Consider the following 26,908-nt stretch of genomic DNA (forward strand, 5'->3'; position numbering starts at 1 on the left):
GGATAGGGGTGAAAGGCCAATCAAACCTGGACATAGCTGGTTCTCCGCGAAATCTATTTAGGTAGAGCGTCAGACGAATTCCTTGGGGGGTAGAGCACTGGATGGATGCGGGCGGCGCGAGCTGTACCAATTCTAACCAAACTCCGAATACCCAAGAGAACTATCTGGCAGACACACGGCGGGTGCTAACGTCCGTCGTGAAAAGGGAAACAACCCTAACCATCATCTAAGGCCCCCAAGTACTGGCTAAGTGGGAAACGATGTGGGATTGCTTTGACAACCAGGATGTTGGCTTAGAAGCAGCCATCATTTAAAGAAAGCGTAACAGCTCACTGGTCAAGCGATCCTGCGCGGAAAATGTAACGGGGCTCAAGCCAGTCGCCGAAGGTATGGGTGTGCGCAAGCACGCGGTAGCGGAGCGTTCCGTAAGCCTGTGAAGGTCGGTCGTGAGGCCGGCTGGAGGTATCGGAAGTGAGAATGCTGACATGAGTAGCGACAAAGAGTGTGAGAGACACTCTCGCCGAAAGTCCAAGGGTTCCTGCGTAAAGTTAATCTGCGCAGGGTTAGCCGGCCCCTAAGGCGAGGCCGAAAGGCGTAGTCGATGGGAACCAGGTAAATATTCCTGGGCCAGTTGGAAGTGACGAATGACGTAAATTGTCAGGGCTTATTGGATTGCTCCTGGCAGTGAAGTTGTTCCTGGAAATAACTCCAACAGAGACCGTACCCGAAACCGACACAGGTGGACAGGTAGAGCATACCAAGGCGCTTGAGAGAACTATGCTGAAGGAACTCGGCAAATTGCACGCGTAACTTCGGGATAAGCGTGACTCACCTTGCGCAAGCAAGACTGAGTGGCACAGGCCAGGGGGTAGCGACTGTTTATCAAAAACACAGGGCTCTGCGAAACCGTAAGGTGACGTATAGGGTCTGACGCCTGCCCGGTGCCGGAAGGTTAAAAGGAGGGGTGCAAGCTCCGAATTGAAGCCCCGGTAAACGGCGGCCGTAACTATAACGGTCCTAAGGTAGCGAAATTCCTTGTCGGGTAAGTTCCGACCTGCACGAATGGCGTAACGACTTCCCCACTGTCTCCAGCATAGGCTCAGCGAAATTGAATTCCCCGTGAAGATGCGGGGTTCCCGCGGTTAGACGGAAAGACCCTATGAACCTTTACTGCAGCTTCGCTTTGGCGTTAGCGGCAACATGTGTAGGATAGGTGGGAGGCTATGAAACCGGGGCGCCAGCTCTGGTGGAGCCAACCTTGAAATACCACCCTTGTTGCCGCTGACGTCTAACCGAGGTCCGTTATCCGGATCCGGGACATAGCGTGGCGGGCAGTTTGACTGGGGCGGTCGCCTCCCAAAGTGTAACGGAGGCGCGCGATGGTGGGCTCAGAGCGGTCGGAAATCGCTCGTCGAGTGCAATGGCATAAGCCCGCCTGACTGCGAGACTGACAAGTCGAGCAGAGACGAAAGTCGGCCATAGTGATCCGGTGGTTCTGTATGGAAGGGCCATCGCTCAACGGATAAAAGGTACTCTAGGGATAACAGGCTGATTTTGCCCAAGCGTCCACAGCGACGGCAAAGTTTGGCACCTCGATGTCGGCTCATCACATCCTGGGGCTGGAGCAGGTCCCAAGGGTTCGGCTGTTCGCCGATTAAAGTGGTACGTGAGCTGGGTTCAGAACGTCGTGAGACAGTTTGGTCCCTATCTGCCGTGGGTGTACGAAGCTTGAGAGGATCTGTCCCTAGTACGAGAGGACCGGGATGGACACACCTCTGGTGGACCTGTCGTGGCGCCAGCCGCGCAGCAGGGTAGCTAAGTGTGGAATAGATAACCGCTGAAAGCATCTAAGCGGGAAACTAACCTCAAAACAAGGCTTCGCCGAGAGCCGTGGTAGACCACCACGTTGATAGGCCAGGTGTGGAAGTGCGGCGACGCATGGAGCTTACTGGTACTAATCGCTCGATCGGCTTGATCGTTCTTATCAAAACTCATGAGAGCTTCGTCTTTGCTCTGCAGATGTCATCTCGAAAAACATCCGTTTCGTTGACCTGGTGGTTATGCCGAGAGGTCCCCACCCGATCCCATTCCGAACTCGGTCGTTAAGCCTCTCTGGGCCAATGGTACTTCGTCTTAAGGCGCGGGAGAGTAGGTCGCCGCCAGGTCTACAAAACGGATGCAGTCCAAGAACCCTTCAATCCACATCCACAAAACGCCCTCTTCGCCGCGGGGTGGAGCAGCCCGGTAGCTCGTCAGGCTCATAACCTGAAGGTCACAGGTTCAAATCCTGTCCCCGCACCCAAGTTTCGAGAACGCCGCCCCCAACCGGGCGGCGTTTTTGTTTGGCGGAACGCCCGTGGTTGACCCGGCGACCCGCCCTCGTAGCCTGTGGGCCACGAGGAGGTGCGACACATGCCCGAAGCGATCCTTGATCCGGCGTTGCCGATCGTCGATCCGCACCATCATCTCTGGGACAGGCGCTCGGCGCCGGCCGCCCCCGGGCCTGAGCACCCCTTCCTGACCGCCATCGCGCGGGCCAGGCGCTACCTGCTGGACGACCTGCTGGCCGACATCGGCGGCGGCCACAACGTCATCGCCACCGTGTTCGTGGAGTGCCGCGCCTTCTATCGCGCCGACGGGCCCGAGCCGCTGAGGCCGGTGGGCGAGACCGAGTTCGTGAACGGCGTCGCCGCGATGAGCGCCAGCGGCGCCTATGGGCCGGTCCGCGCCTGCGCCGGCATCGTCGGCCACGCGGACCTGTTGCTCGGCGATGCGGTGGCGCCTGTCCTCGAAGCGCACATCCTGGCCGGGGGCGGTCGCTTCCGTGGCATCCGCAATTCCGCCTCCCAGGACGATGATCCCGGGGTGCTGGGACCGCTCAACCGCGTCGCGGCCGGCCTCTACCATCGCCCGGACTTCCGGGAGGGCTTCGCCAGGCTCGCGCCGCTCGGCCTGTCGTTCGACGCGTGGCTGCTGGAGCCACAGCTCCCGGACGTCATCGCCCTGGCCCGCGCCTTTCCAGACACCACGATCGTGCTCGACCACGTGGGCACGCCGCTCGGCCGCGGCCGCTACTCAGGGCGCCGCGAGGAGCGCTTCCCAGTGTGGCGCGACAACATCCGCGAACTCGCCAGGTCGCCCAATGTCCACGTGAAGCTGGGCGGCCTGGCCATGGCCTTCTGCAATTTCCCATCGTTCCTGGCCGAGCCGCGGGCCTCCTCCGAGCAGCTGGCGGCGGAATGGCGCCCCTATGTCGAAACCTGCATCGAGGCCTTCGGCGCCGATCGTTGCATGTTCGAGTCCAACTTCCCCGTCGACATGGGCTCGTGCGACTACACGACCCTCTGGAACGCCTTCAAACGGCTGGCGGCCGGCGCATCGGCGGAGGAAAAGGCGGGCCTGTTCGCCGGAGTCGCCAAGCGCGTCTACCGGCTGGAGATCTGAGCGGGCTCAGCCGCGGACGGGATGCTCGGCCTGAAAGCGCGCCTCGGCGCGCAGCAGTTCGAGAACCTCCATCAGCTCCAGCAGCGCAACAGGGTCCGAGGCGAGCGGATGCTCGCTGGCGGCGAGCATCTCCACCACGTCGCCGCACAGATCACGCAGCCGGCGCTCGCGCGCCAGGCGACGGGTGCGGGCGGCGGCGCGGCGGATCTCTTCGGGCGCCGCCGAAATCGAGGCCGGGTCGTTCCGACGCCGCCAAGCCCGCAGGTCCACCACTTCGTCCGTCATCGGGATTCGCGCGCTAGTCGATGAATTCTCAACAGATGTGGCGAGTCGCATCCGGCCGTCCTGCCCGCGGGGCGCGCCAATTACCCATTCCGGGTCAAGCGGCTGTTTGCGGCTGCGGGTCACAGGCCGCCGGATTACGGCGAATTATCTTGGCCGTGGGACGTCGCCGCGACAGAAGGGCGTGGTGCGGCGCTGGGGGGCGTTGCTATCTCGGAGCTTAAGCCCACGTGATCGGCCTTGCCCTTCTGGCTCCCATCGGCGCCGCCAACCTGGTCCTGGCCCAGGCGCCCGAGCTTCCGCGCCTGCCGGAAATCAAGCGAGATCCCCAGGTGACCTACGTCGATCGTTCGGGCGCCGTGATCGGAGTTCGCGGCGGCCGCTACGCCCCGCCGGTGGACCTCGCCAAGGTTCCGGCCTATGTGCCCGCCGCCTTCGTCGCCATCGAAGACCGGCGCTTCTACGAACACAACGGGGTCGACGCCCGCGGCATCGCCCGTGCGGTGGCGGTGGCCATCGACAAGGGCCGCGCGACGCAGGGCGCATCGACCATCACCCAGCAGCTCGCGCGGAACCTGTTCTTGAGTCAGGACCGGACGCTCGAGCGCAAGGCGACCGAGATCGCCTACGCGCTGCAGCTGGAGCGGACCTATTCGAAGAAGCAGATCCTCGCCCTCTACCTGAGCCGGGTCTACTACGGCTCGGGCGCCTACGGCCTCGAGGCCGCTGCGCAACGGTACTTCAACAAGCCTGCGTCGCGCCTCACGCTCCGTGAAGCCGCGATCCTCGCCGGGGTCCTGAAGTCGCCCACGAACTACAATCCGGCCGAGGCGACCGACGCCGCGCTCGCCCGGTCGAAGCTGGTTCTGGACGCCATGGTCGAAACCGGCGCCATCTCTCCGGCGCAGCGCGCCAAGGCTCTCGCCGAGACCCCGCGCATCTGGAAGACCGCGCCGAACGCGGCGGCCCAGTACTTCATCGACTGGATCGACGACCAGGTTGCGCCCGTGGCTGGCAAGGTGCGGCAGGACGTGGTTGTCGAGACCACCCTCGACATGCCGATGGAGCAGGCGGCCTTCGACGCCGCCCGCAGCACGGTCGCGCGCCATAAGGCCGCGCGAGCCGAGCAGGCCGCCGTCGTGGCCGTGGACGGCGCCGGCCGCGTCCGGGTCATGGTGGGCGGCACGGACTACGTCCGCGCGCCCTACAATCGCGCCGCCAGCGCCAAGCGCCAGGCGGGCTCGGCATGGAAACCGTTCGTCTATCTCACGGCCCTGGAGCAGGGGCGCTTGCCGGATTCGCCGGTGATGGACGAGCCGGTGACGATCGCCGGCTGGACCCCTGCCAACTACACGGAGACCTTCCTGGGACCGCTCACGCTGGAGCAGGCGCTGGCCCAGTCGGTCAACACTGTCGCCGCCCGGCTCGCCGACGAGGCAGGACGGCCCAATGTGGCCCTGACGGCGCGGCGCGTCGGCATCGTCTCCACGGTCAACACCGACCCGGCCATGGCGCTCGGCACCACCCTGGTGACGCCGCTGGAGATGACCCAGGCCTACGCCGCCTTCGCCAATGGCGGCAACCGCGTGCAGGCCTACGGGATCGAGCGGATCCGCACCCGCGCCGGCGTGACGCTGTTTCAGAAGACGCCGCCGACGCCGAGCCCGGCGATCGCCAATCCGCCGCTCAGCGACCTCAACCGCATGCTCCGCACCGCCGTCACCGCCGGGACCGGGAAGGGCGCCGCGATCCCGGGGTATGACCTCGCAGGCAAGACCGGCACGACCTCCGACTACAGGGACGCCTGGTTCTGCGGCTACACCGGCGGCTTCGCGTCCTGCGCCTGGATGGGCCGCGACGACAATTCGCCCATGGGGCGGATCGCCGGCGGCGGCGCGCCGGCCGAGCTCTGGCGCACCTTCATGGCCGGCGCCCTCAAGCGCGTGCCCAGGCAGCAAATTCCGCCCGGCCCTCCCGTGACGCCGCCGCCTGCGCCGCCCTGGGAGCCCGACCTGACGCCGGTCGCCGCGCCCGGGGCCTTGCCTGCTGCCTCGGCGCCCGGGTAAGCCTGGGCCCGGGAGGCATGGCCGGCATGCGCATGACGTGGATTGCAGGCGGTATCGTCGCCTTGGCTCTCGCCGGCTCGGTGCAGGCTCAGTCGAGCGTCGCCGACCTCATGAAGCACGAGGTGAACCCCGCGGCCCTGGCGTTCTGGGCGGCTGGGAACGATGCGCCTGAGAAGGAGACGCCGCGCGCCGCCACCGCTCGTTGGCGGGCTGCGGCGGACGCGGTGGCGACGCTGAAAGCGGAGGGCGCACGGATGCAGGCTCCGCCCTATGCGATCTCCCCGGAATGGTCGCGCTTCGCGAAGCTGATGGCCGAAACGGCGGCGTCGGCCGAGCCGGCGATCCGGGCCCGCGACACCGAGGCGGCGTTCGAGGCCGGCGGGCGCCTCTACGAGTCCTGCAACGGCTGCCACAAGGCCTACGCGCCACCCCGCAGCTGAGGCGGCGCCACACGAGCGCCGCGATGGTGCGAGAATCCGGCGGCATGCGTAGCCTGCTCCTCGCCGCCGCCGCGGCTGTCGCCCTCTCTGCCGCGACGCCGGCCTTCGCCTTGGGCGACCCACAGAGCGAAGCCCGTTCGGCCCTCGGCGCCTGCATCTCGGCGATCGCCGATGACGCCCCGGTGCCGGATCAGATCAAGGGCGACTTCGTCGAGATCCGCCGCGAGCGCGAACCCGAAACCTGCACGGTCACGGTCACGGGCGGCGAACCGGCGGCCGTCCGCGCCAGCGTCCTGGACGGACTCGCCAAGCGGAAGGAGCGTTTCGCCCCGGCGAAGACCCGCTGGGACGCCGGCGCCTTCGCCAGCCGCGAAGCCTTCTGCAACATGCCGGCCGGCCGCGCCTTCAACGTCATCGTCTCGACGGCCAAGCCGGGCGAGCCCCTGGTCCTGACCGCGACCGTGCTGGAGACGCAGGAACGCGACACCCGCTGCGACCGCGACGCCGGCCTGCAGAAGCCGGCCCCCGGCAGCTAGGCGTTGCGCGCCATCAGACCGCCGTCGACGGGTATGGTCGCGCCGGTGATGTACGACGCCGCCGGCAGACAGAGGCTGAGCGTCATGTGCGCTACTTCTTCGGGACGGCCGTAGCGGCGCAGCGCCGTTCGCCGCCTGGCGAAGGTCTGCCGGTCATCCTCCGACAACCCCGCGGTCATGCCGGTCAGGATCGGGCCCGGGCAGATGCAGTTCACCGTGACGCCCTCGGGCCCTAGCTCCACCGCCAGCGCGCGGGTGAGGCCGGTGACGCCCGCCTTGGCGGCCGCATAGGGGCTGTCGCGGGACGTCGCCCCCAGGGCCTCCGTGGAGGCGATGTTGACGATCCGGGCGCTCTCGGACCGGCGCAGGTAGGGCAGGGCGGCGCGCACCAGCCGCTGCTGGGCGGTGAGCAGGATCGCCATCGCCCGATGCCACACCTCGTCGTAGTCGTCGGCGGCGATCGGCGAGAAGGCCGAGATGCCTGCGTTGTTCACCAGGATGTCGATCCCGCCGAAGTGCGCCGCCACGGCGTCGGTGACGTGGCGGATCGCTTCGGGATCAGACACATCCAGCGGCCAGGCCCGGGCGCTGCCGCCCGCGGCGCGAAGCGTTTCCGCGACGGCCTCGGCGCCGGGGCCCGAGACGTCGGTGACGGCGACATGCGCCCCCTCGGCGGCGAACACTTCGGCGGTAGCCTTGCCCATGCCTGAGGCCGCGCCGGTGATGAAAGCCACGAGGCCGCTGACGGATCGACTGCTCACAGCGAAAGGCCTCCATCGACGATCAGTGTCTGCCCGACCACATAGCCGGCCAGCGGCGAGGCGAGCAGCAGGGCCGCGCCAGCCATGTCCTGCGGCGTGCCCATCCGGCCGAGCGGGATGGAGCGCAGGGCCCCGGCCAGCCGATCGGGATGTTCGGTTGTGACCTTGGTCAGTTTGGTGTCCACCAGGCCGGGCGCCAGGCCCACGACGCGGATGCCCTCCGGCGCCCACGCCTCGCCGAGCGTCTTGGTCAGGCTGACCGCCCCGGCCTTCGAGGCGGCGTACGCCGGGTTGCCACGGTTGGACGTGAAGCCCGAGACAGAGCTGACGATGATGATCACACCCTTCCGCCTGGCCAGCGTGCTGCGGAATTTCCGGGCGCAGTCCATGAGGCTGTCCAGGTTCACCGCCATCACCCGATCCCAACCCTCAGGCTCGAACTCGCCGCGGCGGTAGACGACCGTTCCCTGGCAAAGCACCAGCACGTCGAGCGGATCGATGGCCGGCGCGGCGTCGATCAGCGCCCGGTCGCCCACATCCGCCCCAGCGTACTCCAGGTCGGCAAGATCAGAGCCTTCCTGGCCCGCGTAGTCCGCCGCGCTGGGCTTCGTGCCCCAGACGTGGACCTTGGCGCCGCGGCCCCGGAAGCCGTGGGCGATCCCGTTGCCGATGCCGCTGGAGCCGCCCACCACCAGCACGGTCTTGCCGCTGAAATCGAGGTCGTTCACCGCCTCGTCCTCCCGTTTTCCGCATGCTTGCACGCGGGGACCGGCGGTCAATGCTGACGCCCCGTCAGTCTTGCCAGCCGCGGATCGGCGGGGAAGCATGGTGTCCGAAGATCCCTTGGAAAGGGACCAGAGGAAACGCCCATGCCCGAGTTCCGCACGGTGGACGCCGGCGAGGTCCGCATCCGCGCCGCCGTGGAGGGTGAGGGGCCGCTCGTCCTGATGGTGCATGGCTTCCCGGAGAGCTGGTTCTCGTGGCGCCACCAGATGGGGCCGATCGCCGAGGCCGGCTTCACAGCCGCCGCCATCGATGTGCGCGGCTACGGCGGGTCGGACAAGCCGCAGGCGGTCGAAGCCTACGCGATGGAACGCCTGACCGCGGACGTGGCAGGTGTCGCCGAGGCGCTGGCGCCCGGCCAGCCAGCCATACTCATCGGACACGACTGGGGCGCCCCGATCGTCTGGAACACGGCGCTGACGCGGCCGAAGGCGGTGCGGGCCGTCGCCGGCCTGTCCGTGCCCTTCCTCGGCGTGCCCACGCGGCCCTTTACGGAGGTCTTCGACGCGCTGTTCACCCGGCGCGGGCGCTTCTTCTACCAGGCCTGGTTCCAGAACGTCGGGCCGCCGGAGGCGGAGGCAGAGGCCGACGTGCGCGGCTTCCTGCGCAAATTCTACTATGCCATCTCGGGCGACGCCCCGCCGGGCGCCTGGCCCATGAAGCCGGCTGGCGCGACGTTGCTGGAGGGCCTGATCGATCCGGACCCGTTCCCGTCCTGGCTGACCGAGAACGAGCTCGACTACTACGTGTCGGAGTTCCGCGAGTCCGGCTTCCGCGGGCCGATCAGCCGCTATCGCAACCATGAACGCGATTTCGAATGGCTGCAGGGCTTCATGGACAGGGTGATCGAGCAGCCGTCGCTGTTCATTGGCGGCACGAAGGACCCGGCCAGCACCGCCTTCGGCGGCGTATCGGACCCGGTCGAGGCGATGCGCCCGTTCGCCCCCAACCTCACCGCCGGCCACATGCTGGAAGGCTGCGGTCACTGGACCCAGCAGGAGCGGCCCGACGAGGTCACCAATATCCTCATCCCCTGGCTGAAAGGGCTCTAAAGACCATGGCCGATCTCGAGCTCCGCCAGGACGGCGACGTCATCTGGGCGACGATGAACCGGCCCGAACGGCTGAACGCGCTGTCGCGCAACCTGGTCACCGAGTTGAGGGACTTCTTCGTCGGCCTCTACTGGCGGCGCGACGTTCGTGTGGTGGTGCTGGAGGGGGCCGGCGACGCCTTCTGCGCCGGCCTCGACCTGAAGGAGCGCAGCGAGCCGACCGAGGGCTCGGACGGGCGCCGCTCCATCGGCGCGGGCCTGACCCGCCAGCGCGAGATCAGCGAGATCGTCATCGCCATGCGCCGCTGTCCCCAGCCGATCATCGCCTGCGTCGACGGCGCGGCGGCCGGCGGCGGCTTTGCGCTGGCGTTGGCCTCCGACGTTCGGATCGTGACGCCGCGGGCACGGATGAACGCGGCCTTCATCCGCATCGGCCTGTCGGCCTGCGACATCGGCGTCAGCTATTTCCTGCCGCGCATGGTCGGCAGTTCGGTCGCTGCGGAATACATGCTGACCGGCCGCTTCATCGACGCCGAGCGCGCCCGCGAACTGGGCCTCGTCAGCCGGATCGTGCCTAAGGACCAGCTGAAGGCCGAGGCCCAGGCCTTCGTCGACGACATGCTGCACGCCACCCCGCTTGGGCTGCGCCTGACGAAGGAGGCTTTGAACCACGCCATCGACGCGGGCGGGCTGGAAGCCGCCATCGCCATGGAGGACCGCAACCAGATCCTGGCCAGCGCCGACGGCGACTTCGGCGAGGGCGTCCAGGCCTTCCTCGAAAAGCGGAAGCCGAACTATACGCGCCGGGAAGGCTGAGCATGATCGAACTGTGGCATTGCCCGGACGCACGGTCCTTCCGCCCGCTCTGGGCGCTGGAAGAGCTGGGCTTGAAGTACGAGCTCCACGTCCTGCCGTTTCCGCCCCGGGTGAGAGCGCCGGAGTATCTGGCGATCAATCCGCTGGGGACCATCCCGGCGCTGAAGGACGGCGAGACCTTCATGAGCGAGTCCGCCGCCATCGTGCAGTACCTGGCGACGCGCTACGGCCCCAAAGAAGGCTTGGGCGACCTAGCCATCGCGGTGGACGATCCCGCCTACGGCGCCTGGCTGAACTGGCTGCACTTCGGAGAGGCGACCCTGACCTTTCCGCAGACGATCGTGCTGCGCTACTCGACCTTCGAGAAGGGGCGCGCCGATACCGCCGCCGAAGACTACGCCAAGTGGTTCCTGAGCCGGCTACGGCACGTGGATCGGGCGCTGGCCAACGCGGACTGGCTCTGCGCGGGCCGCTTCACCGCCGCCGACATCTCGGTGGGCTATGCCCTACTGCTGGCCAACCACCTGAAGCTTTCCGAGCACTTCACGCCGGCCGTCGCGGCGTACTGGGAGCGTCTGAGGTCGCGCCCGGGCTTCCAGGCGGCCAAGCGGGCGCAGAAGATCGAACTCTCCGAGGCGCTGTCGTCATGATCCGGCTCTTCGACCACCCGTTCTCGCCTTACGCCCAGAAGGTGAAGATCAGCCTCCGCGAGAAGGGTCTGGCGTTCGAGGCGGTGCTCCCCGGCGGCCTGGGCGCGGGCGGCGCGGCCGGCGAGTTCGTGGAGGCCAATCCACGCGCCGAGGTGCCGGCCCTGATCGACCGCGACGTCCGGATCTTCGACAGCACGATCATCCTGGAATACCTGGAGGACGCCTATCCGAACCCCACCATGCTGCCCGCCGCGCCCGCCGAACGGGCCCGGGTGCGAATGCTGGAGGAGGTGATGGACACCCATTTCGAGGCGATCAACTGGGGCCTTTCCGAGCTCAAGTGGTTCAAGCGCGCCGAGGGCGAGGCGGGCCTGGCGCTGGAGCGCCGCGCCAAGGCCCAGACCGAAGGCTTCTTCGCCTGGCTGGAGCGCCAGCTGGGCGGTCGCCAGTGGTTCAACGGCGAGACCTTCGGCTGGGGCGACCTTTGCGTGGCGCCTTACGTCAACGGTTCGGTCGGCCACGGCAATCCGCCGCCGGCGGGATCGGATCTCGCCGACTGGCTGGCCCGCGCCAACGCCCGGCCGTCGGTGTCCAAGACCCTGAAGGAGGCCGCCGCCATGGCCCAGGTCGCCGGCATGGCCGAGGTCGCAGAGCTGGTCGCCGAGGGCCTGTTCAAGCGCGAGTACCGCGATCATCGGCTGGAGTGGATGATCAAGTCCGGCGGCGTCGACGTGGTGCTGAACGGCCTGGAGCGGGACAACATCCGCTTCTCACCCGACTTCCACTGAAGACCGAGCCGTTCCCCAACGGAAGCTTACGTGGGGGCGCGCTTGCCCGTCGTCGCAATCGGCCTAGGGTTTCCGCCAAACAGAACACGACGGAGGAAGCCATGAGCCCAGCGGACGACGCGGGTGCGGCCGTGCAGGCGCTGCCGCCCTTCAAGCCGCTGCCGCAGAAGGCGCCGGACATCACGGTCGAGCGTCGCGACGACGGCTCGTACATCATCCGGTCCAACCACCAGCCGGGCGACGGCCCACGCTCGATCGCCCACCTGCTGGCGGAGCGGGCCGCGCAGCATCCCGACCGGCCGTTCATCCTCCAGCGGGCGCCGAACCATGGCCCGTGGGCCGGCGTCACCTATGGCGAGGCCAAGCGTGCGGCGGACGGCATCGCCCAATGGCTGCTGGATCAGGGGCTGACCGGCGCCGACAGCGTCATGGTGCTGTCGTCCAACTCGGTGGAGCACGCCCTCGTCATGCTGGGCTGCTACACGGCCGGCGTCCCCGTCGCGCCGATCAGCCCGGCCTACAGCCTGATGTCGACGGACCATGCCAAGCTCAAGCACTGCGCGGGCGTGGTGAAGCCGAGGGCGGTGTTCGCCCAGTCGAGCGAGATGTTCGCCCGCGCCTTCGAGACCCTGCGCGGGCTCGATCCGGACCTGGTGTTCGTGTCCGTCGACGGCGGCCACGGAACCATCCCGCTCTCCGAACTCACCGCAACGCAGCCGGGCCCCGCTGTGGAGGCCGCCCGCGAGCGGCTGAACCATGCGACCGTGGCGAAGTACCTCTTCACGTCCGGCTCGACCGGCATGCCCAAGGGCGTGCCGCAGACGCACGGCATGTTCGCGGGCGTGATCGCCGGCGGCGAGGGCCTGCGCACCGAGCCGCAGGACGCCGACAATCCGCCCCAGGCGCTGGACTGGATGCCCTGGAGCCACATCTCGGCCGGCAACATCGCCTTCAACGGCAACCTCTGGTCCGGCGGCACCCTGCACCTGGACGAAGGCAAACCGATCCCCGGCCTGTTCGAGACCACCATCAAGAACCTGTACGAGGTCTCGCCCATCGTGTTCGGCTCCGCGCCGGTGGCCTTCGGCATGCTGGCCGAGGCGATGGAGCGCGACCCCGAGTTGCGCCGCAGCTTCTTCAAGAACCTGCGCTACATGGGTTACGGCGGCGCGACGCTGTCGAACGACCTCTACGACCGGCTGCAGAAGCTGGCGATCGCCGAGACCGGCATGCGGATCCCCATCACCACCATGTACGGAGCGACCGAGACGCAGGGGATCACGGTGGTCCACTGGGTGACGGAGCGCGTGGGGCTCATCGGCCTACCGCTGCCGGGCATTACCCTGAAGCTTGCGCCGAACGGCTCCAAGCTCGAGGTTCGGGTGAAGGGCCCCACCGTCACCAGCGGCTACCACAACGATCCCGAAAAGACCGCGGCGGCCTTCGACGAGGAGGGCTTCTACAAGCTCGGCGACGCCTGCCGCTTCGTCGACCCCGACGACCCCGCCAAGGGCCTCGTCTTCGACGGCCGGGTCACCGAGGATTTCAAGCTCGACAGCGGGACCTGGGTGTCGGTCGGCACGCTCCGGCCCGACCTCGTGGCGGCCTGCAGCCCCTATGTTTTCGACATGGTGCTGACGGGACAGGACAAGCCGTTCATCGGCGCGCTGGTGTGGCCGTCGCCGGCTGCGCTTGCCGGCCTGGGCGACGATCCGCTGGCCAAGCTGACGGAGCTGCTGAAGACCCGCTTCGCCGAGTTCAACGCCGCCGCCGGCGGCTCGTCGCGGCGGATCGGCCGCTTCATCCTGCTGACCGAGCCCCCGTCCATCGACGGCGGAGAGATCACCGACAAGGGCTATGTGAACCAGCGCGCCACGCTGGAGCGCCGCCACACCCTGGCCGAGGCCGTCTACGCGAATCCGCCAGGCCCGGGCGTCGTCACGGTCTGACGATGTCCGAGATCATCCTGCACCACTACGACACCTCGCCCTTCTCGGAGAAGGTGCGGGTGATGCTGGGGATCAAAGGCCTGGCCTGGCGCTCGGTGATCCAGCCGGTGATCATGCCCAAGCCCGAGCTGGTCCCGCTGACCGGCGGCTACCGCCGCATCCCGGTGATGCAGATCGGCGCCGACGTCTATTGCGACAGCCAGGTGATCCTGGCCGAGATCGAGGCGCGGCATCCTGATCCGCCGGTGGTGCGCGGCGCCGACTGGGCGGTGAATCTATGGGCCGATCGGCAGTGGTTCCAGGCGACGGTGGCGTGCGTGTTTTCCGAGCTTGGCGACGCCGTGCCCAAGGCGTTCATCGAGGACCGGGAGAAGCTGTCCGGTCGACCGTTCGACATCGCCGGCATGAAGGCTGCGGCTCCGTCTGCGCGCGCCCAGTGGCGGGCTTTCGCCGGCTGGGCCGACGATGGCCTCGCCGGCGGCGACTTCCTGGGCGGAGCCACGCCCTCGCTGGCGGACGTGGCGGCCTATATGAACGTCTGGTGGTTGTCCGGTTCGGCGCCCGTCGTGGCTGCGGCCCTGATGGCGGGCTACGAGCGGGCGAAAGCCTGGCGCGCCCGGATCGCCGCGGTCGGCCATGGGCGGCGAAGCGACATGTCTGCGGAAGAGGCGCTGCTCGTCGCCCGCCACGGCATGACGGATGCGCCCCCCGAGAGCGAGGACGATCCGTCCGGCCTCAAGCCCGGCGACGACGTGATCGTCCACGCCGACGATTATGGCCGCGATCCGATCGCGGGCCGCCTGGTCGCCCTCAATCGCAGCCGCGCCGTGATCGCCCGCGCAGGCGGCGGCTTGGACCAGCTGCACGTGCATTTCCCCCGCGCCGGCTATGTCGTGTCGCGGGCCTGAACGGAGGTTTCGATGAACGATCGTGTGACAGTGGACATCCAGGGCGGCGTCGCCGACGTGCGCCTGGTCCGGACCGACAAGATGAACGCCTTGGATACGGCGATGTTCGCGGCTCTCGTCGAGACGGGGGAGCGGCTGAAGACCGAGCCCGGCGTCCGGGCGGTCGTGCTGTCGGGCGACGGCAAGGCGTTCTGCGCAGGGCTCGACATGGGCAACTTCCAGTCGATGGCCTCGGGCGAGCGCAAGGGCGGGCAGGGGACGGCCGGAGAACTCCTGGCGGCCAAGCGCACGCCGGGCGGCTCGAACAACGCCCAGCACGCCTGCATGGTCTGGCGCGAGATTCCGGTGCCGGTGATCGCCGCGGTGCACGGGGTGGCCTTCGGCGGCGGCTGCCAACTCGCACTGGGGGCCGACATCCGCTACATCGCGCCCGACGCCCGCATGTCCGTCATGGAGATCAAATGGGGCCTGGTCCCCGACATGGCGGGCCTGGTCCTGATGAAGGGCCTGGTGCGGGACGACGTCGCCCGCGAACTCACCTATTCGGGCCGGATTGTCACAGGTCAGGAAGCCGTGGACGTGGGTCTGGCGACCCGTGTGGTCGCCGATCCTCGCGCCGAGGCCCTGGCCTTCGCCCGCGAGGTGGCGGCCAAGAACCCGCACGCGATCCAGGCCGACAAGCGCCTGCTGAACCTGATGGGCGTGGGCGACCAGCACGAGGTGCTGCTGGAAGAAAGCCGCGAACAGACGGCGCTGATCGGCTCGCCGAACCAGGTCGAGGCGGTGATGGCCAACCTGCAGAAGCGCGCCCCGAATTTCACCGATGTGACGCCGGTCAAGGTCGAGGCGTAGAGAGACCGCGGGCGGAGGCTCTGCCGTCCGCCCGCAGCGCCCCTCTAAGGCTTAGCGGGCCGCCAGGCGGGTCGGCAGCGTCGCCAGGGCCGGATCGCCGCTCTGGGCGACCGCGTGCTCGACAGTGGCCTTCATGCAGGAGGCCATCATCTCGCGCGGGAAGCTCGCGCCAACGGTGGCGCGGGCGCAGACCGATTTGGCGGCCTTCACGATGTCCTTCTGGACCTGTTCCGAGCTCTTGCCGGCCGTAGCGACACGCATCGACTGGGCGCTGGCAGGGGCCGCGATGAGGGCTGCAACGGCGGCGACGGTGAGAATGCGGATCATGGGTTCGTTCCGGGATCAGGGTTTGCGACAACCCCTTTCCGGCGTTCCTCGCGAGGCGGGGCCGGCGACTTAAGCCCGGCTCGATCACACCTGCGCTGCTATCGATTCCCCAACTTCCCGGGTGACGCAAGTGCGATGCTGCAATGCAACATGGTTATCTGAGGCGCTGCCCGCACTTGCATCAGCCGCGACCGATATAGGGCATTCTCGTCGCCATGACGGTCATGAACTGGACGTTCGCCTCGAGCGGCAGGCCGGCCATGTACAGCACCGCGTCGGCGACGTGCCTGACGTCGAGGTAGGGCTCAGGGCGCACCGAGCCGTCGGCCTGCAACGCGCCTTGTGCCATCGTCCGCGTCATCGGAGTCTCCGCGTTGCCGATGTCGATCTGGCCGCAGGCGATCCCGTAGGCGCGACCGTCCAGCGACGTGGAGCGGGTAAGCCCGGTCATCGCGCTCTTGGTGGCGCTGTAGGCGATGCTCAACGGTCGCGGCGCATGGGCGGCGATCGAGCCGTTGTTGATGATCCGGCCGCCGCGAGGGTCCTGGTCCTTCATCAGCCGGAACGCCGCCCGGGTGCAGAGGAAGGCGCCGGTCAGGTTCGCGTCGACCACCCGTTTCCAGTCGGACAGCGCGTGATCCTCGATCGGCACGGGACGCGCGCCGGAGCCCGCATTGTTGAAGACGAGGTCCAGCCGCCCGAACCGGTCCTTGGTCGCGGCGAACAGGGCGTCGACCGACCCCTCGTCGGCCACGTCGGTCGGCACGACCAGCGCAGCGGTTTCCGAAAGGCTCGCCGTCTCCTCAAGGGCCTCCCGCCGACGGCCGGCAAGCGCCACCTGCCAGCCGGCTTCCAGTAGCGCCAGGGACACAGCCCGCCCGATACCGCTGCCCGCGCCGGTGACAATCGCGACCTTCGCCATTGCACTCTCCATCTGGTGTCACTAGCCCACATATCAACCGATACCGGCATACCGGAAATACGAGGAAACATGGCTGAGCTGCCGCCCCCCGCGAACCAGGTCGAAGTCGTGGTTGTCCATCCGCCCCGGCTCGCGCCGCTGGGCGGCGACGCCGCCTTCAGCGCCGTCCAGATCGGTCCCGAGACTCTGAAGCTGGAAACGCGGCTGGACGAGGCGCTGAAGACGGCGCCGGGTGTTTCGCTCTTCCGCCGCACCGGCAGCGGCGCGGCCAATCCGACAACACAGGGGCTCTCGCTTCGCGCCATCGCGCCGTCGGGCGCCGGCCGGGCGCTGGTGACCCTCGACGGCGCGCCGCAGAACGATCCGTTCGGCGGCTGGGTGATCTGGAGCGCCTTGCCTCCGGAAGGCTTGGACGGCGCCACGGTGGTGCGCGGCGCCGGCGCGGGCCCGTACGGCGCCGGGGCCCTGACCGGCGTCGTCGCCCTGCAGGAGCGGGGCGCGCAGGACGGCCTCGCCGCGTTCGACCTCTCGGCCGGGCAGCGAGACAGCTATCGGGCGGCGGTCGCGGGCGGCACGGAGAGCCTGCTGCTGACGGCGGCCCACTCCAAGACCGACGGCTACTACGCCGTCCGCGGCCCCCGCCGCGGGGCGGCCGACGAGCGCCTGTCGCTGGAGGACGTGTCCGGCGCAATCCGGGCGCAGCACGACTTCGGCGGCGTCGAGGCCGCGGCGCGGGTCTCCGCCTTCCGCGAGATCCGCGGCGCGGGGCTCGTCGGCGCGCGCTCCGTGGCGTCCGGCCAGTCGGCAAGCCTGACCCTCGCCCGTCCGGCCGACGAAGGCGTCGGCGGATGGCGGCTGCAGGGCTGGGTGCGCGAGAGCGACCTGAAGAACAGCTCGGCGGCGGTCGCCGCAGGCCGCACCGGCACGACGCCCGCCAACGACCAGTACAAGACGCCGGCCACGGGCTACGGCCTCAACGCGGCGGTGCAGGGCCGGATGGAGGCCATCAACTGGGAGCTCGGCGCCGACGCCCGCTGGACCGATGGCAGGGTGCGCGAGCGGTTCCGTTTCATGAACGGAGCCTTCACCCGCGACCGCGAGGCGGGCGGCGAGACCTTCGTGGCCGGCGCCTACCTCGAAGGCGCCTACGACCAGGGGCCATGGATCGTCACCGGCGGCGTCCGTATCGATCGCTCGAAGTCGAGCGACGCCATCCGGCGCGAAACCGACACCGCCACCGGCGCCGTCACGCTCGACGAGCGTCCGGCGGGCTCGTCCGAAACAACCCCGACGGCGCGGTTGGGCGTTCGCTATGGCCTCGCCGACGGCCGCAATCTGCGAGGGGCCGCCTACGCCGCCTTCCGTCCGCCGACGCTCAACGAGCTGCACCGGCCGTTCCGGGTGGGCAACGACATCACCGAGGCCAATCCGGCGCTTCAGCCCGAGACCCTGCAGGGCGTGGAATTCGGCGTCGGCGCCGACGCGGGCGCGGTGGCATGGGGCGCGACCCTGTTCTGGAACCGGATCAGGGACCCGATCGCCAACGTCACCATCGGCATCGGGCCGGGGACCTTCCCGACCGCCGGCTTCGTGCCCGCCGGCGGCGTGCTGCGCCAGCGGCAGAACGCCGGGGAGATCGAGGCCTGGGGCGTCGAGGGCGAAGCGTCCGGCGCCGTTGATCAGACGCTGTTCTGGCGCGCTGCCTTCGCCTTCACGGATGCCGAGGTCGACGGCGGCTCGTCCGCTCCGCAGCTCACAGGGCTCAGGCCCGCCCAGACGCCGAAGTGGACCGTAACGACGGGCGCCAACTGGCGGCCGCTCCAGCCGCTGACGCTCTCGGCCGATCTCCGCTACGAGACCATGCGGTGGGAGGACGACCTCAACACCCGCCGGCTCGCGGCCGGCGTTCAGCTCGACGCGCGTGCGGCATGGCGGGTCGGTTCGAGGACCGAGCTCTACCTCACCGCCGAGAACCTGACGAACGAGCCCCTCGAGGTGGGCGAGACCGCCGACGGCGTCGAAAGCTACGCCGCTCCGCGCACGTTCCGTATCGGCGTGTCGATCCGGCGCTAGTCCTTCGCGCGAGGCTGAGCGCCCGCCAGCATCGCAGCGAACTCGGGCCGGATGTCACCCGTGCCTTTCTCGGCGGCGTGAGCGGCGATGCGGGCGCCGATCGCCGCCATGGTCTGGCCGGTGAACTCGGCCTTGTTGGCGCCGACCCATGACATCGAGGCCTGACGGTTCTCGTTGAGCTGCTGGAAGGCCGGGAAGACGTAGCGCGCGATCAGCTCGTAGGAGCGCTTCTTGGCTTCCCACGGGGCCCAGTTGTGATCCATCAGCAGGAAGGCGCCGAAGCCGCCGCTCTCGTCGACCAGCTGCTGGACGCGCGCCACCGCGTCGTCGGGCGTGCCGATCACCGCCAGCCCGCTGTCGACCATCGCCTTCACCGGGTCGGGCCCTTCCGGGACGATTGGCAGGTTGGCGATCTCCCTGAAGTAGTAGATCCACTTCTCCAGCCCGAACGAAGCCTCGGCCATCGCCTGCTCCCGGGTCGGCGCGATGTGCATGGGACCGACCAGGCGCCACCCGCTGCGGTCCATTGTCTTGCCGTGCTCCTCGGCCTGCTGGCAGGCGATGTTCCAGTTCGAGGCGAGCGCGTTGAAGCCCGCCTGGCTGGTCGCGCCGATCGACAGCAGGCTGAGGCCATGCCGGCCGGCCGCCCGGGCGCCGGTCGGCGAGACCTGGCTGGCGACGGCGATCTCCACGGAAGGCCGCGAGTAGGGCGTCATCTGCAGACGCGCCTGCCACAGCTCGAACCAGTCCGCCTTGTGGCTGACCTCCTCGCCGCGCAGCAGGGGGACAAGCACCTCCAGCGCTTCGTCCATCCGGTCGCGCTGCTTGGCTGGGGGGATGCCCATCATGAAGGCGTCCGAAACCAGCGCTCCCGGACCGACGCCGAACATCACCCGCCCGCGGGTCATGTGGTCCAGCTGGTTGATGCGGTCGGCCAGCATCAGCGGATGGTGGTAGGGCAGGGACGAGACGCCCGTGCCCAGGCGGATGTGCCGGGTCCGCTGAGCCGCGGCGGCGATGAACAGCTCGGGGCTCGCGATCAGCTCGTAGCCCGCGGAGTGGTGCTCGCCGATCCACGCCTCGTCATAGCCCAACCGGTCCATGTGCTCGACGAGCTCGAAATCCCGCTCCAGCGCCAGCGTCGGGTTCTCGTCGACGGGGTGAAACGGGGCGATGAAGGCGCCGAAGCGCAGCCGCGGGCCGAACATTGTGGCTTCCTCCCGATGCCAGCGCGTTTCCCCCGCGCCTTGTGGAAGGAAGATAACGACGGTCTCTGCGGCCGCGCCAGCGTGTCGCCACGTCAGGCTCGAGGTCAGGCCTTCCGGGCCATCTCCTTAGCGGCGGCCGCCTTCTTGCCCTCGTCGTCGTCGCGCGCCGCCTCCAGGAACTTCAGGACCGCGAGCTCGAAGGCGCGCTCGTCGCCCGACGCCTTCACGTCCAGGCCGCCGGCCTCGTAGGCCTGCAGCACGGCGGGGTGAATGTAGGCGCTGCGGGCGACCGCGGCGGTGTTGCCGAGCACGCCCGCCACCGCCTTCACGCAGGTGACGACGTTGCGCTTGGCCTCCGTGGCGCTGGCGCACGCGGGTGTCAGCATCAGCGCCTTGGCCGCCATCACGGTCCCGGCCCAGGTTCGGAAGTCCTTGGCCGAGAAGTCCTCGCCCAGGGCGTCGCGCAGATAGGCGTTCACGTCGGAGCTTTCGACCGCGCACTGTGTCCCGTCATCGTCGACGTACTGGAACAGGCGTTGGCCCGGCAGGTCCTGGCAGGCCTTGATGATGCGCGCCAGGCGGCGATCCGCCAGGCCCGTCTCGTGCATCTTGCCGCTCTTGCCGCGGAACTGGAACTTGGCGCCGCCGCGGCCCACCTTCACGTGCCGGTTGCGCAGCGTCGTCAGGCCGAAGCTCTTGTTGGTCTTGGCGTACTCCTCGTTGCCGACGCGGATCAGCGTGCGCTCCATCACCGCGATGACGGCGGCGAGCACCTTCTCCCGCGGCAGGCCCGGCCGCTTCAGATCCTCCTCCACGCGCCGGCGCAGCTTGGGCAGGGCGCGGCCGAACGCGATGACCCGGTCGTACTTGTGGCTGTCGCGCACCTCGCGCCAGCGCTCGTGATAGCGATACTGCTTGCGGCCCTTCACATCGCGGCCGATCGCCTGGATGTGGCCGTTGGCGCGCGGGCAGATCCAGACGTCAGTCCAGGCCGGCGGGATCGCCAGCTTGCGGATCCGGTCGAGGGCCTTCTCCTCGGTGACGGGCGAGCCGTCCGGCTTGAAGTAATTGAAGCCGCTGGCGCGCGCGGGCTTGCGCGTGATGCCCGGGTCGTCGTCGCTGACGTAGCGAAGTCCGGCCTCCTCCAGCTGTTCGGCGGCCTCGACGGGAATCTCGCTGGGCATGTCCTTGGCCATCCGGCCCCTCCACGGGTGCGGCGGCAACGTGATATGCGCGGTCGAGGTTCCTCTCGCGGAAAGCCCATGTCTTGAACTACCGCCACGCCTTCCATGCCGGGAACTTCGCGGACCTGGTCAAGCACGCCGCGCTGCTGCGCGTGATGGCGGCGCTTGGGTCCGGACCGCTGACGGTGATCGACACCCATGCCGGCCGTGGGCTCTACGACCTGGCCGGTCCGGAGGCGCGCAAGTCGGGGGAGGCCGAGGCCGGGATCGTCCGGCTGATGTCGGCGAAAGACGCGCCCGAGGCGTTCGGCCCCTTGCTGCGCGCGGTCGCGGGGCTGAACGCGAGTGGCCCGGTCCGTCGCTATCCGGGGTCGCCCTGGCTGATCGCCGAGCATCTTCCGCCGGGCTCCCGCTACCTGGCCTGCGAGCTCCGCAAGGAGGAGCACGACGCGCTGCGCAGCGCGCTGAAGAGCCGAACGGGCGTCGAGACCTTGAACGCCGACGGCTATCGCGCCGCCGTCGAGCGTTGCCCGCCGAAGGGCCGGGTGCTGCTGCTGATCGATCCGCCGTTCGAGAAGGCTGACGACTACGTGCGGATCGTGGAAACTCTGGAAGCCGCCCGGGCGCGCAACCGGGATGTTCAGGCCCTGGTCTGGCTGCCTCTGAAGGACCTGGAGACCTTCGACGCCTTCCTCCGCGACCTCGAGGACGCCGTCGACGCGCCGATGCTCGTCGCCGAGACGCGCGTGAAGCCCCTGACGGACCCCATGAAGATGAACGGTTGCGCGCTGGTCCTGTTGAACAGCCCCGACATTTCGGCCGATCTTGCCGCGATCAGCGACTGGGTCGCCCAGGAATTGGGCGAGGAGGGCGCCTCGCGTCTCTATCCGCTGGCGTCATCGTAACTTCGCACCCGTCACGGCGTCCGAGTGCTATGCTGCGCTGCAGCAACGCTTGGAGGCCCGCCATGTCCTCGCTTTCCGATGCCCGAGAACTTCCAAGACCCGTCGGCGCCGAACTGCTGATCGGCGTCGCCTCGCCGCTCTGGGGCTACTTTTCCGGGATCGCCGTCACCGGCGTCGCCTGGTGGTGGATGACCAGGCTCGCCCCCCAGAACCTGGAAGCCCTGTTCGCCAGCGCCACCCCCGCGCTGCCGGCCGTCGGTCAGATGGAAGCCGCCGTCGAAATCGCCGTGGAGGTGGTCGGCGGCGAGGCGGCGCCGGTCTCGCCGGTTCTCGAACTCGCCGACGTGGCGGTCGCAAGCGACGCGCCGGTCCACCATCAGGCGCTGCTCGACGCCTCGGTCGCCGCCGGCGAAGAGGCGCCAGGGACGACGCTGACCGAGCCTCCGCCCGCGGAGCTTCCGCCGTCGGGCCCCAAGGCCCGGAAGATGTCCGCGCCCCCGGTCGCCGACGCCTGACTTGGCGGGACGCCCCGGCGCGCCGTAAGACGGAGCCGTGCTGAAGCGCGCCGTCGACATCGCAGCCTCGCTGACCGGCCTCATCGTGCTCTTGCCGGTGCTGGCGGGGCTGGCGCTCGCCGTTCGGCTGGACAGCCCCGGTCCGGCCATCCACTGGTCGCGCCGCGTCGGACGCCACAACCGCATCTTTCGCATGCCGAAGTTCCGCACCATGCGGACCGACACGCCGGACGTGGCCACCCATCTGCTGTCCGACCCCGAGCGCTGGGTCACGCCCCTGGGGCGCTTCCTCCGCCGCACCAGCCTGGACGAACTACCCCAGCTCTGGAGCGTGCTGACCGGGGAAATGAGCCTGGTGGGGCCGCGCCCGGCGCTGTTCAATCAGGACGACCTCGTGGCGCTGCGCACCGCAGTCGGCGTCGACGCCCTGCGTCCCGGCGTCACCGGATGGGCGCAGATCAACGGCCGCGACGAGTTGCCAATCCCCGAGAAGGTGCGCCTGGATCGCGAGTACCTTGAGCGCAGATCGCTGGCCTTCGACCTGCGGATCCTTTTGGGCACCGCGCGTTCGGCAATCTCGGGGCGCGGCGTAAGCCACTAGGTTTTCTAGGGAACTCGACCGTGCCGGCCGCGCGTTTCGGCAGGTCCGGAGAGTTTCCCCTTGAGCAACGACGCCTTCCAGAATCCGCAGCCCGGCCGGCGCCGCAAGCCGCAGCGCCCGCCGCAGAGCGAGCCGGGCCGCCGCCGGCCGCTCCAGCGCGCCGAGGCCTGGGCCAAGGATCGCTGGGACAGGCTGAGCCACGCAAAGCTGCCCAAGCCGGTCATCAAGAAGCCCAGCAACAAGACGCTGAAGTGGACGGCGGGCATCCTGGCCGTGGTGGCCATCGCCGTCGCGATCCTCATCGCCATCTGGGACTGGAACTGGTTCCGCGGCCCCCTGGCGCGCTTCGCTTCGGCCCGAATGCACCGCGAGGTGACCATCGCCGGCGACCTGAACGTCAACCTGTGGTCATGGCAGCCCAGCGCCACCGTCGACGGGGTGCGGATCGCCAACACGTCCTGGGCCGGGCGCGAGCCCATGGGCGAATTCGACCGCATCACGGTCAAGATCCGCCTGATCCCGCTGCTGTGGGGCGACGTCGACCTGCGCCTGCTGCGCTTCGACCGCCCGAACCTGCGCCTCTACGCCGACGCCCAGGGGCGCAAGAACTGGGACTTCTCGGGCGGCCGCGAGCGCCAGGAGCCCATGCGGCTGCCGCCCATCCGCAGCTTCATCATCAACGACGGCAAGCTCGCCTATTCGGACGTGAAGCGGGAGCTCCGCTTCAACGCCACCATGAACGCGCAGGAGAACCTGGGCGAGGCGAACCGCGGCTTCGAGCTGATCGGGCAGGGGACCATCAACCGCGCGCCGTTCCGCATGGAGATCACGGGCGGCCCATTGCTGAACATCGACCGCAATAAGCCCTATCCGTTCAACGCCGAGATCACCGCCGGCCAGACCTACATCACCGCCGTCGGCAACGTGCCCAAGCCGTTCGACCTCGGCCAATTCACGACCCAGCTGAACGCGCGGGGCCCCGACCTGGCGGACCTCTATCCGCTGACCGGCGTCGCCCTGCCCAATACGCCGCCGTATCGGCTGCGGGGCCGGCTGTCGCGCGACGAACTGATCTGGCGGATCGACAACCTCGGCGGCCGCGTGGGGGACAGCGATCTTTCGGGAGACATCAAGGTCGAGACCGGCCGAGTGCGGCCGATGCTGACCGCCGACCTGCGCTCCAACAGCCTCGACTTCGACGACCTGGGAGCCCTGTTCGGCGGCGCGCCGGCGACGGGCCCTGGCGAGACGGCCTCGGCGCAGCAGGTGGCGGTGGCCCGCACGCTGGTCGCCCAGCAGCGACTGTTCCCGGACTCCACGCTCGACGTCAGCCGCATCCGCGCCCTCGATGCCGATGTGCGTTATCGCGCCGAAGCCATCCGCGACGCGCCGGTCAGCCTGCGCTCGGGCTCGGTGCGGGTGAAGCTCGACAACGGCCTCCTTCGCGCCGATCCGCTGCGCCTCGACCTGCCTCAGGGCCGGGTGACAGGCTTTGTGGCGCTGAACGCCCGCAAGGCCACCCCTGTCACCGAGCTCGACCTTCGGCTGACCAACGCCCGCATAGAGGAGCTCATCCCGGTGACCGTCGGCGGCGGCCAGCCGCTGACCGGCGCGCTCGCCGGCCGTGCGCGGCTGACGGGCGAGGGCGACAGCATCCACAAGGCCTTCGCCACGTCCGACGGCGAGGTGATGGTGGTCGCACCCGGTGGCGAAATCCGCGAGGCCTTCGCCGAACTGATGGGCGTGAACGTCGTGAAGGGCCTGGGCCTGCTGTTCAAGAAGGACATGAGCACGGTGCCGCTGCGCTGCGGCGTGGCGCACTTCCAGACCCGCGACGGCGTCATGACGGCCAACAACATCGTCATCGACACCGGTCCGGTGCTGATCACCGGCCAGGGACAGGTGAACCTCGACACCGAGCGCATGGCCTTCAAGGTGCGCGGCCACAACAAGAAGTTCCGTCTGGTCCGCGTGCTGCTGCCGGTGAAGGCCGAGGGGCCGATCCGCGCGCCAAAGCTGGGGGTCGAGCCCGGCGCGGCCATCGGCCAGGGCGCCGCGGCGATCGGTCTGGGGGCGCTGGTGAACCCGCTCGCCGCCCTGCTGCCGTTCGTGGACCCCGGCCTCGCCAAGGACGCCAACTGCGGCGCGCTGCTCGCCGACGCGGCCCGCGAGGGGGCCCCTGTGGCACAGACCGCCAAGCGCTGAGGCGTTGACGGCTGAGCCAAGGCCCCGGCAATCTCCGCCAACCTCATGGCAGGAAGGCGTGGACGCATGGCGTTGGGCATCAACAAGGGGGCGGTCCTGGCGATCGCCCTCGGTATGGGCGGCGCGACAGCCGCGGCGGGCGTCGCGCTTGCGCACAATGAGCCGATGCCCAAGGGGCCGCTCAGCCCGGCGGCCAAGGCCGCCCACCAGCGCCACGCCAACTTCGAGAAGCTCGGCGCGGCGTTCAAGGCGCTGAACGACGAGCTCCGCAAGTCCGACCCCAATGTCGGCACGGTGCAGGCCCAGACGAAGACCATGGCCACCCTGTCCAACGCTCTTCCGACGTGGTTCCCGCGCGGCAGCGGCGTCGAGGCGCGGCCGAAGAGCGAAGCCAAGGCGAACATCTGGACCGACGCGGCGGGTTTCAGCGCCAAGGCTTCGGCGGCACAGGTCCAGGTCTCGCGCCTGAACCAGGCGGCGCTGAGCGGCAACATGGACGCCGTGAAGGCCCAGGTGCGGCCCACCGGAGCGGCCTGCAAGGCCTGTCACGACGTCTATCGCCAGCAGAAGGACTGACCGGGTGTCAGGGCAGGCCAGTGTGCGCGCCCGGCTCTGGGACGCGCCGGTCCGCTTCGTCCACTGGGCGCTCGTGGTGCTGGTGGCGTTCTCCTGGTGGGCCTCGGAGGATCATCTGAACTGGCACCGCTGGAGCGGCTACGCGATCCTGGGGCTCGTCGCCTTCCGGATCCTGTGGGGGTTCGCGGGCAGCGGCGCCCGCGCGCTTCTCGAGCTTCGTGAAGGGGCCGGGGAAGGTGATGGCCTACGCTCGCAGCCTGCCCGAACGGGCGCCGTCGAACGTCGCGGGTCACAACCCGCTGGGCGGCTGGAGCGTCGTGGCCCTGCTGCTGGTGCTGGCCGCCCAGGTCGCGACGGGCCTGTTCGTCGTGGATGTCGACGGCCTGGACGGCGGACCGCTCAGCCACCTCGTCAGCTTCGAGGCGGGGCGGACGCTCGCCGAGGTCCACGAGCTGATCTTCCGCGTGCTGCAGGCGCTTATCGTCCTGCATGTCGCGGCGGTGCTGTTCTACCTGCTCTACAAGCGCACCAACCTGATCGCGCCGATGATCACGGGGCGCCGCAGCTTCCCCGAGGATCCGGGCCTGGCCGGCGCGCCCGTGTGGCGGCTTCTGGTCTGTATCGCGCTCGCGGCCGCGCTGGCTTTCGCCGTCTCGAAAGCGTTCTGGACCTAACCGCGCGTGGCCGCGTCGCGGAGGCAGCCGAGCCAGGCTTCTTCGCGGGCCTTCTCGGCCTGCCGCAGCTTGTCCTCGGCCTCGCGCACCGCGGCGTCGTGCTTGCGCCATTCGCCGACGGCCTCCTCGCGCGCAGCGCGGGCGGCTTCCATGGTGGGGTAGCGTGCGAGGACGGCGCGGGTGGAATAGCTCACCGGCGGTCCGACGGTCTCGCGGTCGGGATAGAAGCCCGTGATCGAGTCGCCGGTCTCGCTCTCCACATGGAAGACGTCCGCCCAGCCGGCGTGATGGCGCATCAGGGCCCAGGGACGCTCAATGGGACGCTCAATCTCGCTCACCGACTTCTCCTCAAGAATCTGTAGTTCGAGGGACGAGCTTAGCCTTAGCGCCAT

Annotated in this window: 26 protein-coding genes, 1 tRNA gene and 2 rRNA genes (1 of these 29 running past the window's edge); 21 read left to right on the forward strand and 8 right to left on the reverse strand. The window is 68.8% G+C overall.

The features are described from left to right. The 4 genes from LRS10_RS14385 to LRS10_RS14400 all read left to right on the forward strand — a co-directional run. Positions 1 to 1,979, forward strand: a 23S ribosomal RNA gene (locus tag LRS10_RS14385); it begins 808 nt to the left of the window's first position. A 71-nt stretch (positions 1,980 to 2,050) separates the two neighbouring features. After that, positions 2,051 to 2,165, forward strand: a 5S ribosomal RNA gene (rrf, locus tag LRS10_RS14390). Between the two features lie 60 nt (positions 2,166 to 2,225). Then, a tRNA-Met gene (locus LRS10_RS14395) sits at positions 2,226 to 2,302 on the forward strand. A 110-nt stretch (positions 2,303 to 2,412) separates the two neighbouring features. Then, positions 2,413 to 3,444: an amidohydrolase gene (locus tag LRS10_RS14400; RefSeq protein ID WP_257837872.1), complete on the forward strand. Its 1,032-nt coding sequence runs from the start codon at positions 2,413 to 2,415 to the stop codon at positions 3,442 to 3,444. Positions 3,445 to 3,450: 6 nt separating this feature from the next. On the opposite strand, the gene LRS10_RS14405 is transcribed toward LRS10_RS14400, so the two are convergent. Beyond that, positions 3,451 to 3,729 carry a hypothetical protein gene (locus LRS10_RS14405; RefSeq protein WP_257837873.1) on the reverse strand — a complete coding sequence of 93 codons (279 nt, stop codon included), beginning with the start codon at positions 3,727 to 3,729 and terminating at the stop codon, positions 3,451 to 3,453. 227 nt (positions 3,730 to 3,956) lie between these two features. Here LRS10_RS14405 and LRS10_RS14410 point away from each other — a divergent pair, with 227 nt between their 5' ends. Genes LRS10_RS14410 through LRS10_RS14420 form a run of 3 tightly spaced genes read left to right on the forward strand, consistent with a single transcriptional unit; the run spans position 3,957 to position 6,768 of the window. Further along, complete coding sequence (locus LRS10_RS14410) at positions 3,957 to 5,792, forward strand: transglycosylase domain-containing protein (RefSeq protein ID WP_257837874.1); 1,836 nt, start codon at positions 3,957 to 3,959, stop codon at positions 5,790 to 5,792. 17 nt (positions 5,793 to 5,809) lie between these two features. After that, a complete protein-coding gene (locus tag LRS10_RS14415; protein ID WP_257837875.1) occupies positions 5,810 to 6,232 on the forward strand; it encodes a hypothetical protein in 423 nt (140 codons plus the stop codon). Positions 6,233 to 6,276: 44 nt separating this feature from the next. Continuing rightward, on the forward strand, positions 6,277 to 6,768 hold the full coding sequence (locus LRS10_RS14420) for a hypothetical protein (RefSeq protein ID WP_257837876.1): 492 nt from the start codon (positions 6,277 to 6,279) through the stop codon (positions 6,766 to 6,768). Here the strand turns inward: LRS10_RS14420 and LRS10_RS14425 are convergent. Both LRS10_RS14425 and LRS10_RS14430 read right to left on the reverse strand, forming a co-directional pair. Continuing rightward, positions 6,765 to 7,529 carry an SDR family NAD(P)-dependent oxidoreductase gene (locus LRS10_RS14425; RefSeq protein WP_257837877.1) on the reverse strand — a complete coding sequence of 255 codons (765 nt, stop codon included), beginning with the start codon at positions 7,527 to 7,529 and terminating at the stop codon, positions 6,765 to 6,767. The genes LRS10_RS14420 and LRS10_RS14425 overlap by 4 nt on opposite strands. Further along, positions 7,526 to 8,257 (reverse strand): SDR family NAD(P)-dependent oxidoreductase, encoded by a 732-nt coding sequence (locus LRS10_RS14430; RefSeq protein WP_257837878.1) that lies wholly within the window; start codon positions 8,255 to 8,257, stop codon positions 7,526 to 7,528. The genes LRS10_RS14425 and LRS10_RS14430 overlap by 4 nt, the downstream gene beginning before the upstream one ends. 141 nt (positions 8,258 to 8,398) lie before the next feature. Between LRS10_RS14430 and LRS10_RS14435 the strand changes: the two genes are divergently transcribed. From LRS10_RS14435 to LRS10_RS14465, 7 genes are all read left to right on the forward strand, one after another. Further along, the gene (locus LRS10_RS14435; protein WP_257837879.1) at positions 8,399 to 9,364 is read left to right on the forward strand and encodes an alpha/beta fold hydrolase; all 966 of its coding nucleotides are present in this window, start codon (positions 8,399 to 8,401) and stop codon (positions 9,362 to 9,364) included. A gap of 5 nt (positions 9,365 to 9,369) precedes the next feature. Further along, positions 9,370 to 10,179 (forward strand): enoyl-CoA hydratase/isomerase family protein, encoded by an 810-nt coding sequence (locus LRS10_RS14440; RefSeq protein WP_257837880.1) that lies wholly within the window; start codon positions 9,370 to 9,372, stop codon positions 10,177 to 10,179. Between the two features lie 2 nt (positions 10,180 to 10,181). Beyond that, entirely contained in the window at positions 10,182 to 10,829 is a 648-nt protein-coding gene (locus tag LRS10_RS14445; RefSeq protein ID WP_257837881.1) for a glutathione S-transferase family protein, read from the forward strand. Further along, positions 10,826 to 11,617 carry a glutathione S-transferase family protein gene (locus LRS10_RS14450; RefSeq protein ID WP_257837882.1) on the forward strand — a complete coding sequence of 264 codons (792 nt, stop codon included), beginning with the start codon at positions 10,826 to 10,828 and terminating at the stop codon, positions 11,615 to 11,617. Before LRS10_RS14445 ends, LRS10_RS14450 begins: the two co-directional genes overlap by 4 nt. Before the next feature lie 101 nt (positions 11,618 to 11,718). Further along, positions 11,719 to 13,566 carry an AMP-binding protein gene (locus tag LRS10_RS14455; RefSeq protein WP_257837883.1) on the forward strand — a complete coding sequence of 616 codons (1,848 nt, stop codon included), beginning with the start codon at positions 11,719 to 11,721 and terminating at the stop codon, positions 13,564 to 13,566. A 2-nt stretch (positions 13,567 to 13,568) separates the two neighbouring features. Further along, positions 13,569 to 14,474: a glutathione S-transferase family protein gene (locus LRS10_RS14460; RefSeq protein ID WP_257837884.1), complete on the forward strand. Its 906-nt coding sequence runs from the start codon at positions 13,569 to 13,571 to the stop codon at positions 14,472 to 14,474. 12 nt (positions 14,475 to 14,486) lie between these two features. After that, positions 14,487 to 15,326: a crotonase/enoyl-CoA hydratase family protein gene (locus LRS10_RS14465; RefSeq protein WP_257837885.1), complete on the forward strand. Its 840-nt coding sequence runs from the start codon at positions 14,487 to 14,489 to the stop codon at positions 15,324 to 15,326. Positions 15,327 to 15,377: 51 nt separating this feature from the next. Here LRS10_RS14465 and LRS10_RS14470 read toward each other — a convergent pair whose 3' ends face one another. Further along, a complete protein-coding gene (locus LRS10_RS14470) occupies positions 15,378 to 15,653 on the reverse strand; it encodes a hypothetical protein (protein ID WP_257837886.1) in 276 nt (91 codons plus the stop codon). A 181-nt stretch (positions 15,654 to 15,834) separates the two neighbouring features. Further along, positions 15,835 to 16,575: an SDR family oxidoreductase gene (locus tag LRS10_RS14475; protein ID WP_257837887.1), complete on the reverse strand. Its 741-nt coding sequence runs from the start codon at positions 16,573 to 16,575 to the stop codon at positions 15,835 to 15,837. A gap of 69 nt (positions 16,576 to 16,644) precedes the next feature. On the opposite strand from LRS10_RS14475, the gene LRS10_RS14480 reads away from it, so the two are divergent. Further along, entirely contained in the window at positions 16,645 to 18,648 is a 2,004-nt protein-coding gene (locus LRS10_RS14480; protein WP_257837888.1) for a TonB-dependent receptor, read from the forward strand. Here the strand turns inward: LRS10_RS14480 and LRS10_RS14485 are convergent. Continuing rightward, positions 18,645 to 19,856, reverse strand: coding sequence for an LLM class flavin-dependent oxidoreductase (locus LRS10_RS14485; RefSeq protein ID WP_257837889.1), 1,212 nt, complete (start codon positions 19,854 to 19,856; stop codon positions 18,645 to 18,647). The two genes, LRS10_RS14480 and LRS10_RS14485, sit on opposite strands and share 4 nt — an antisense overlap. 104 nt (positions 19,857 to 19,960) lie before the next feature. Then, positions 19,961 to 21,052, reverse strand: coding sequence for a DNA topoisomerase IB (locus LRS10_RS14490; RefSeq protein ID WP_308237960.1), 1,092 nt, complete (start codon positions 21,050 to 21,052; stop codon positions 19,961 to 19,963). Positions 21,053 to 21,123: 71 nt separating this feature from the next. Between LRS10_RS14490 and rlmJ the strand changes: the two genes are divergently transcribed. The 6 genes from rlmJ to LRS10_RS14520 all read left to right on the forward strand — a co-directional run bounded on the left by rlmJ (position 21,124) and on the right by LRS10_RS14520 (position 26,516). Next, the gene (gene rlmJ / locus LRS10_RS14495) at positions 21,124 to 21,945 is read left to right on the forward strand and encodes a 23S rRNA (adenine(2030)-N(6))-methyltransferase RlmJ (RefSeq protein ID WP_257837890.1); all 822 of its coding nucleotides are present in this window, start codon (positions 21,124 to 21,126) and stop codon (positions 21,943 to 21,945) included. Positions 21,946 to 22,007: 62 nt separating this feature from the next. Continuing rightward, positions 22,008 to 22,460, forward strand: coding sequence for a hypothetical protein (locus LRS10_RS14500; protein WP_257837891.1), 453 nt, complete (start codon positions 22,008 to 22,010; stop codon positions 22,458 to 22,460). Positions 22,461 to 22,500: 40 nt separating this feature from the next. Further along, positions 22,501 to 23,061, forward strand: coding sequence for a sugar transferase (locus tag LRS10_RS14505; RefSeq protein WP_257839177.1), 561 nt, complete (start codon positions 22,501 to 22,503; stop codon positions 23,059 to 23,061). A gap of 60 nt (positions 23,062 to 23,121) precedes the next feature. Then, positions 23,122 to 25,266, forward strand: coding sequence for an AsmA family protein (locus LRS10_RS14510; protein ID WP_257837892.1), 2,145 nt, complete (start codon positions 23,122 to 23,124; stop codon positions 25,264 to 25,266). A gap of 66 nt (positions 25,267 to 25,332) precedes the next feature. Beyond that, positions 25,333 to 25,842, forward strand: a complete 510-nt coding sequence (locus LRS10_RS14515) for a cytochrome c (protein WP_257837893.1) — start codon at positions 25,333 to 25,335, stop codon at positions 25,840 to 25,842. A gap of 239 nt (positions 25,843 to 26,081) precedes the next feature. Continuing rightward, positions 26,082 to 26,516, forward strand: a complete 435-nt coding sequence (locus LRS10_RS14520; RefSeq protein WP_257837894.1) for a cytochrome b/b6 domain-containing protein — start codon at positions 26,082 to 26,084, stop codon at positions 26,514 to 26,516. Here LRS10_RS14520 and LRS10_RS14525 read toward each other — a convergent pair. Further along, the gene (locus LRS10_RS14525; RefSeq protein WP_257837895.1) at positions 26,513 to 26,854 is read right to left on the reverse strand and encodes a hypothetical protein; all 342 of its coding nucleotides are present in this window, start codon (positions 26,852 to 26,854) and stop codon (positions 26,513 to 26,515) included. The genes LRS10_RS14520 and LRS10_RS14525 overlap by 4 nt on opposite strands. Positions 26,855 to 26,908: the final 54 nt, after the last annotated feature.

The sequence above is a fragment of the Phenylobacterium sp. J426 genome, from assembly GCF_024699945.1.
Taxonomy (GTDB): domain Bacteria; phylum Pseudomonadota; class Alphaproteobacteria; order Caulobacterales; family Caulobacteraceae; genus Phenylobacterium.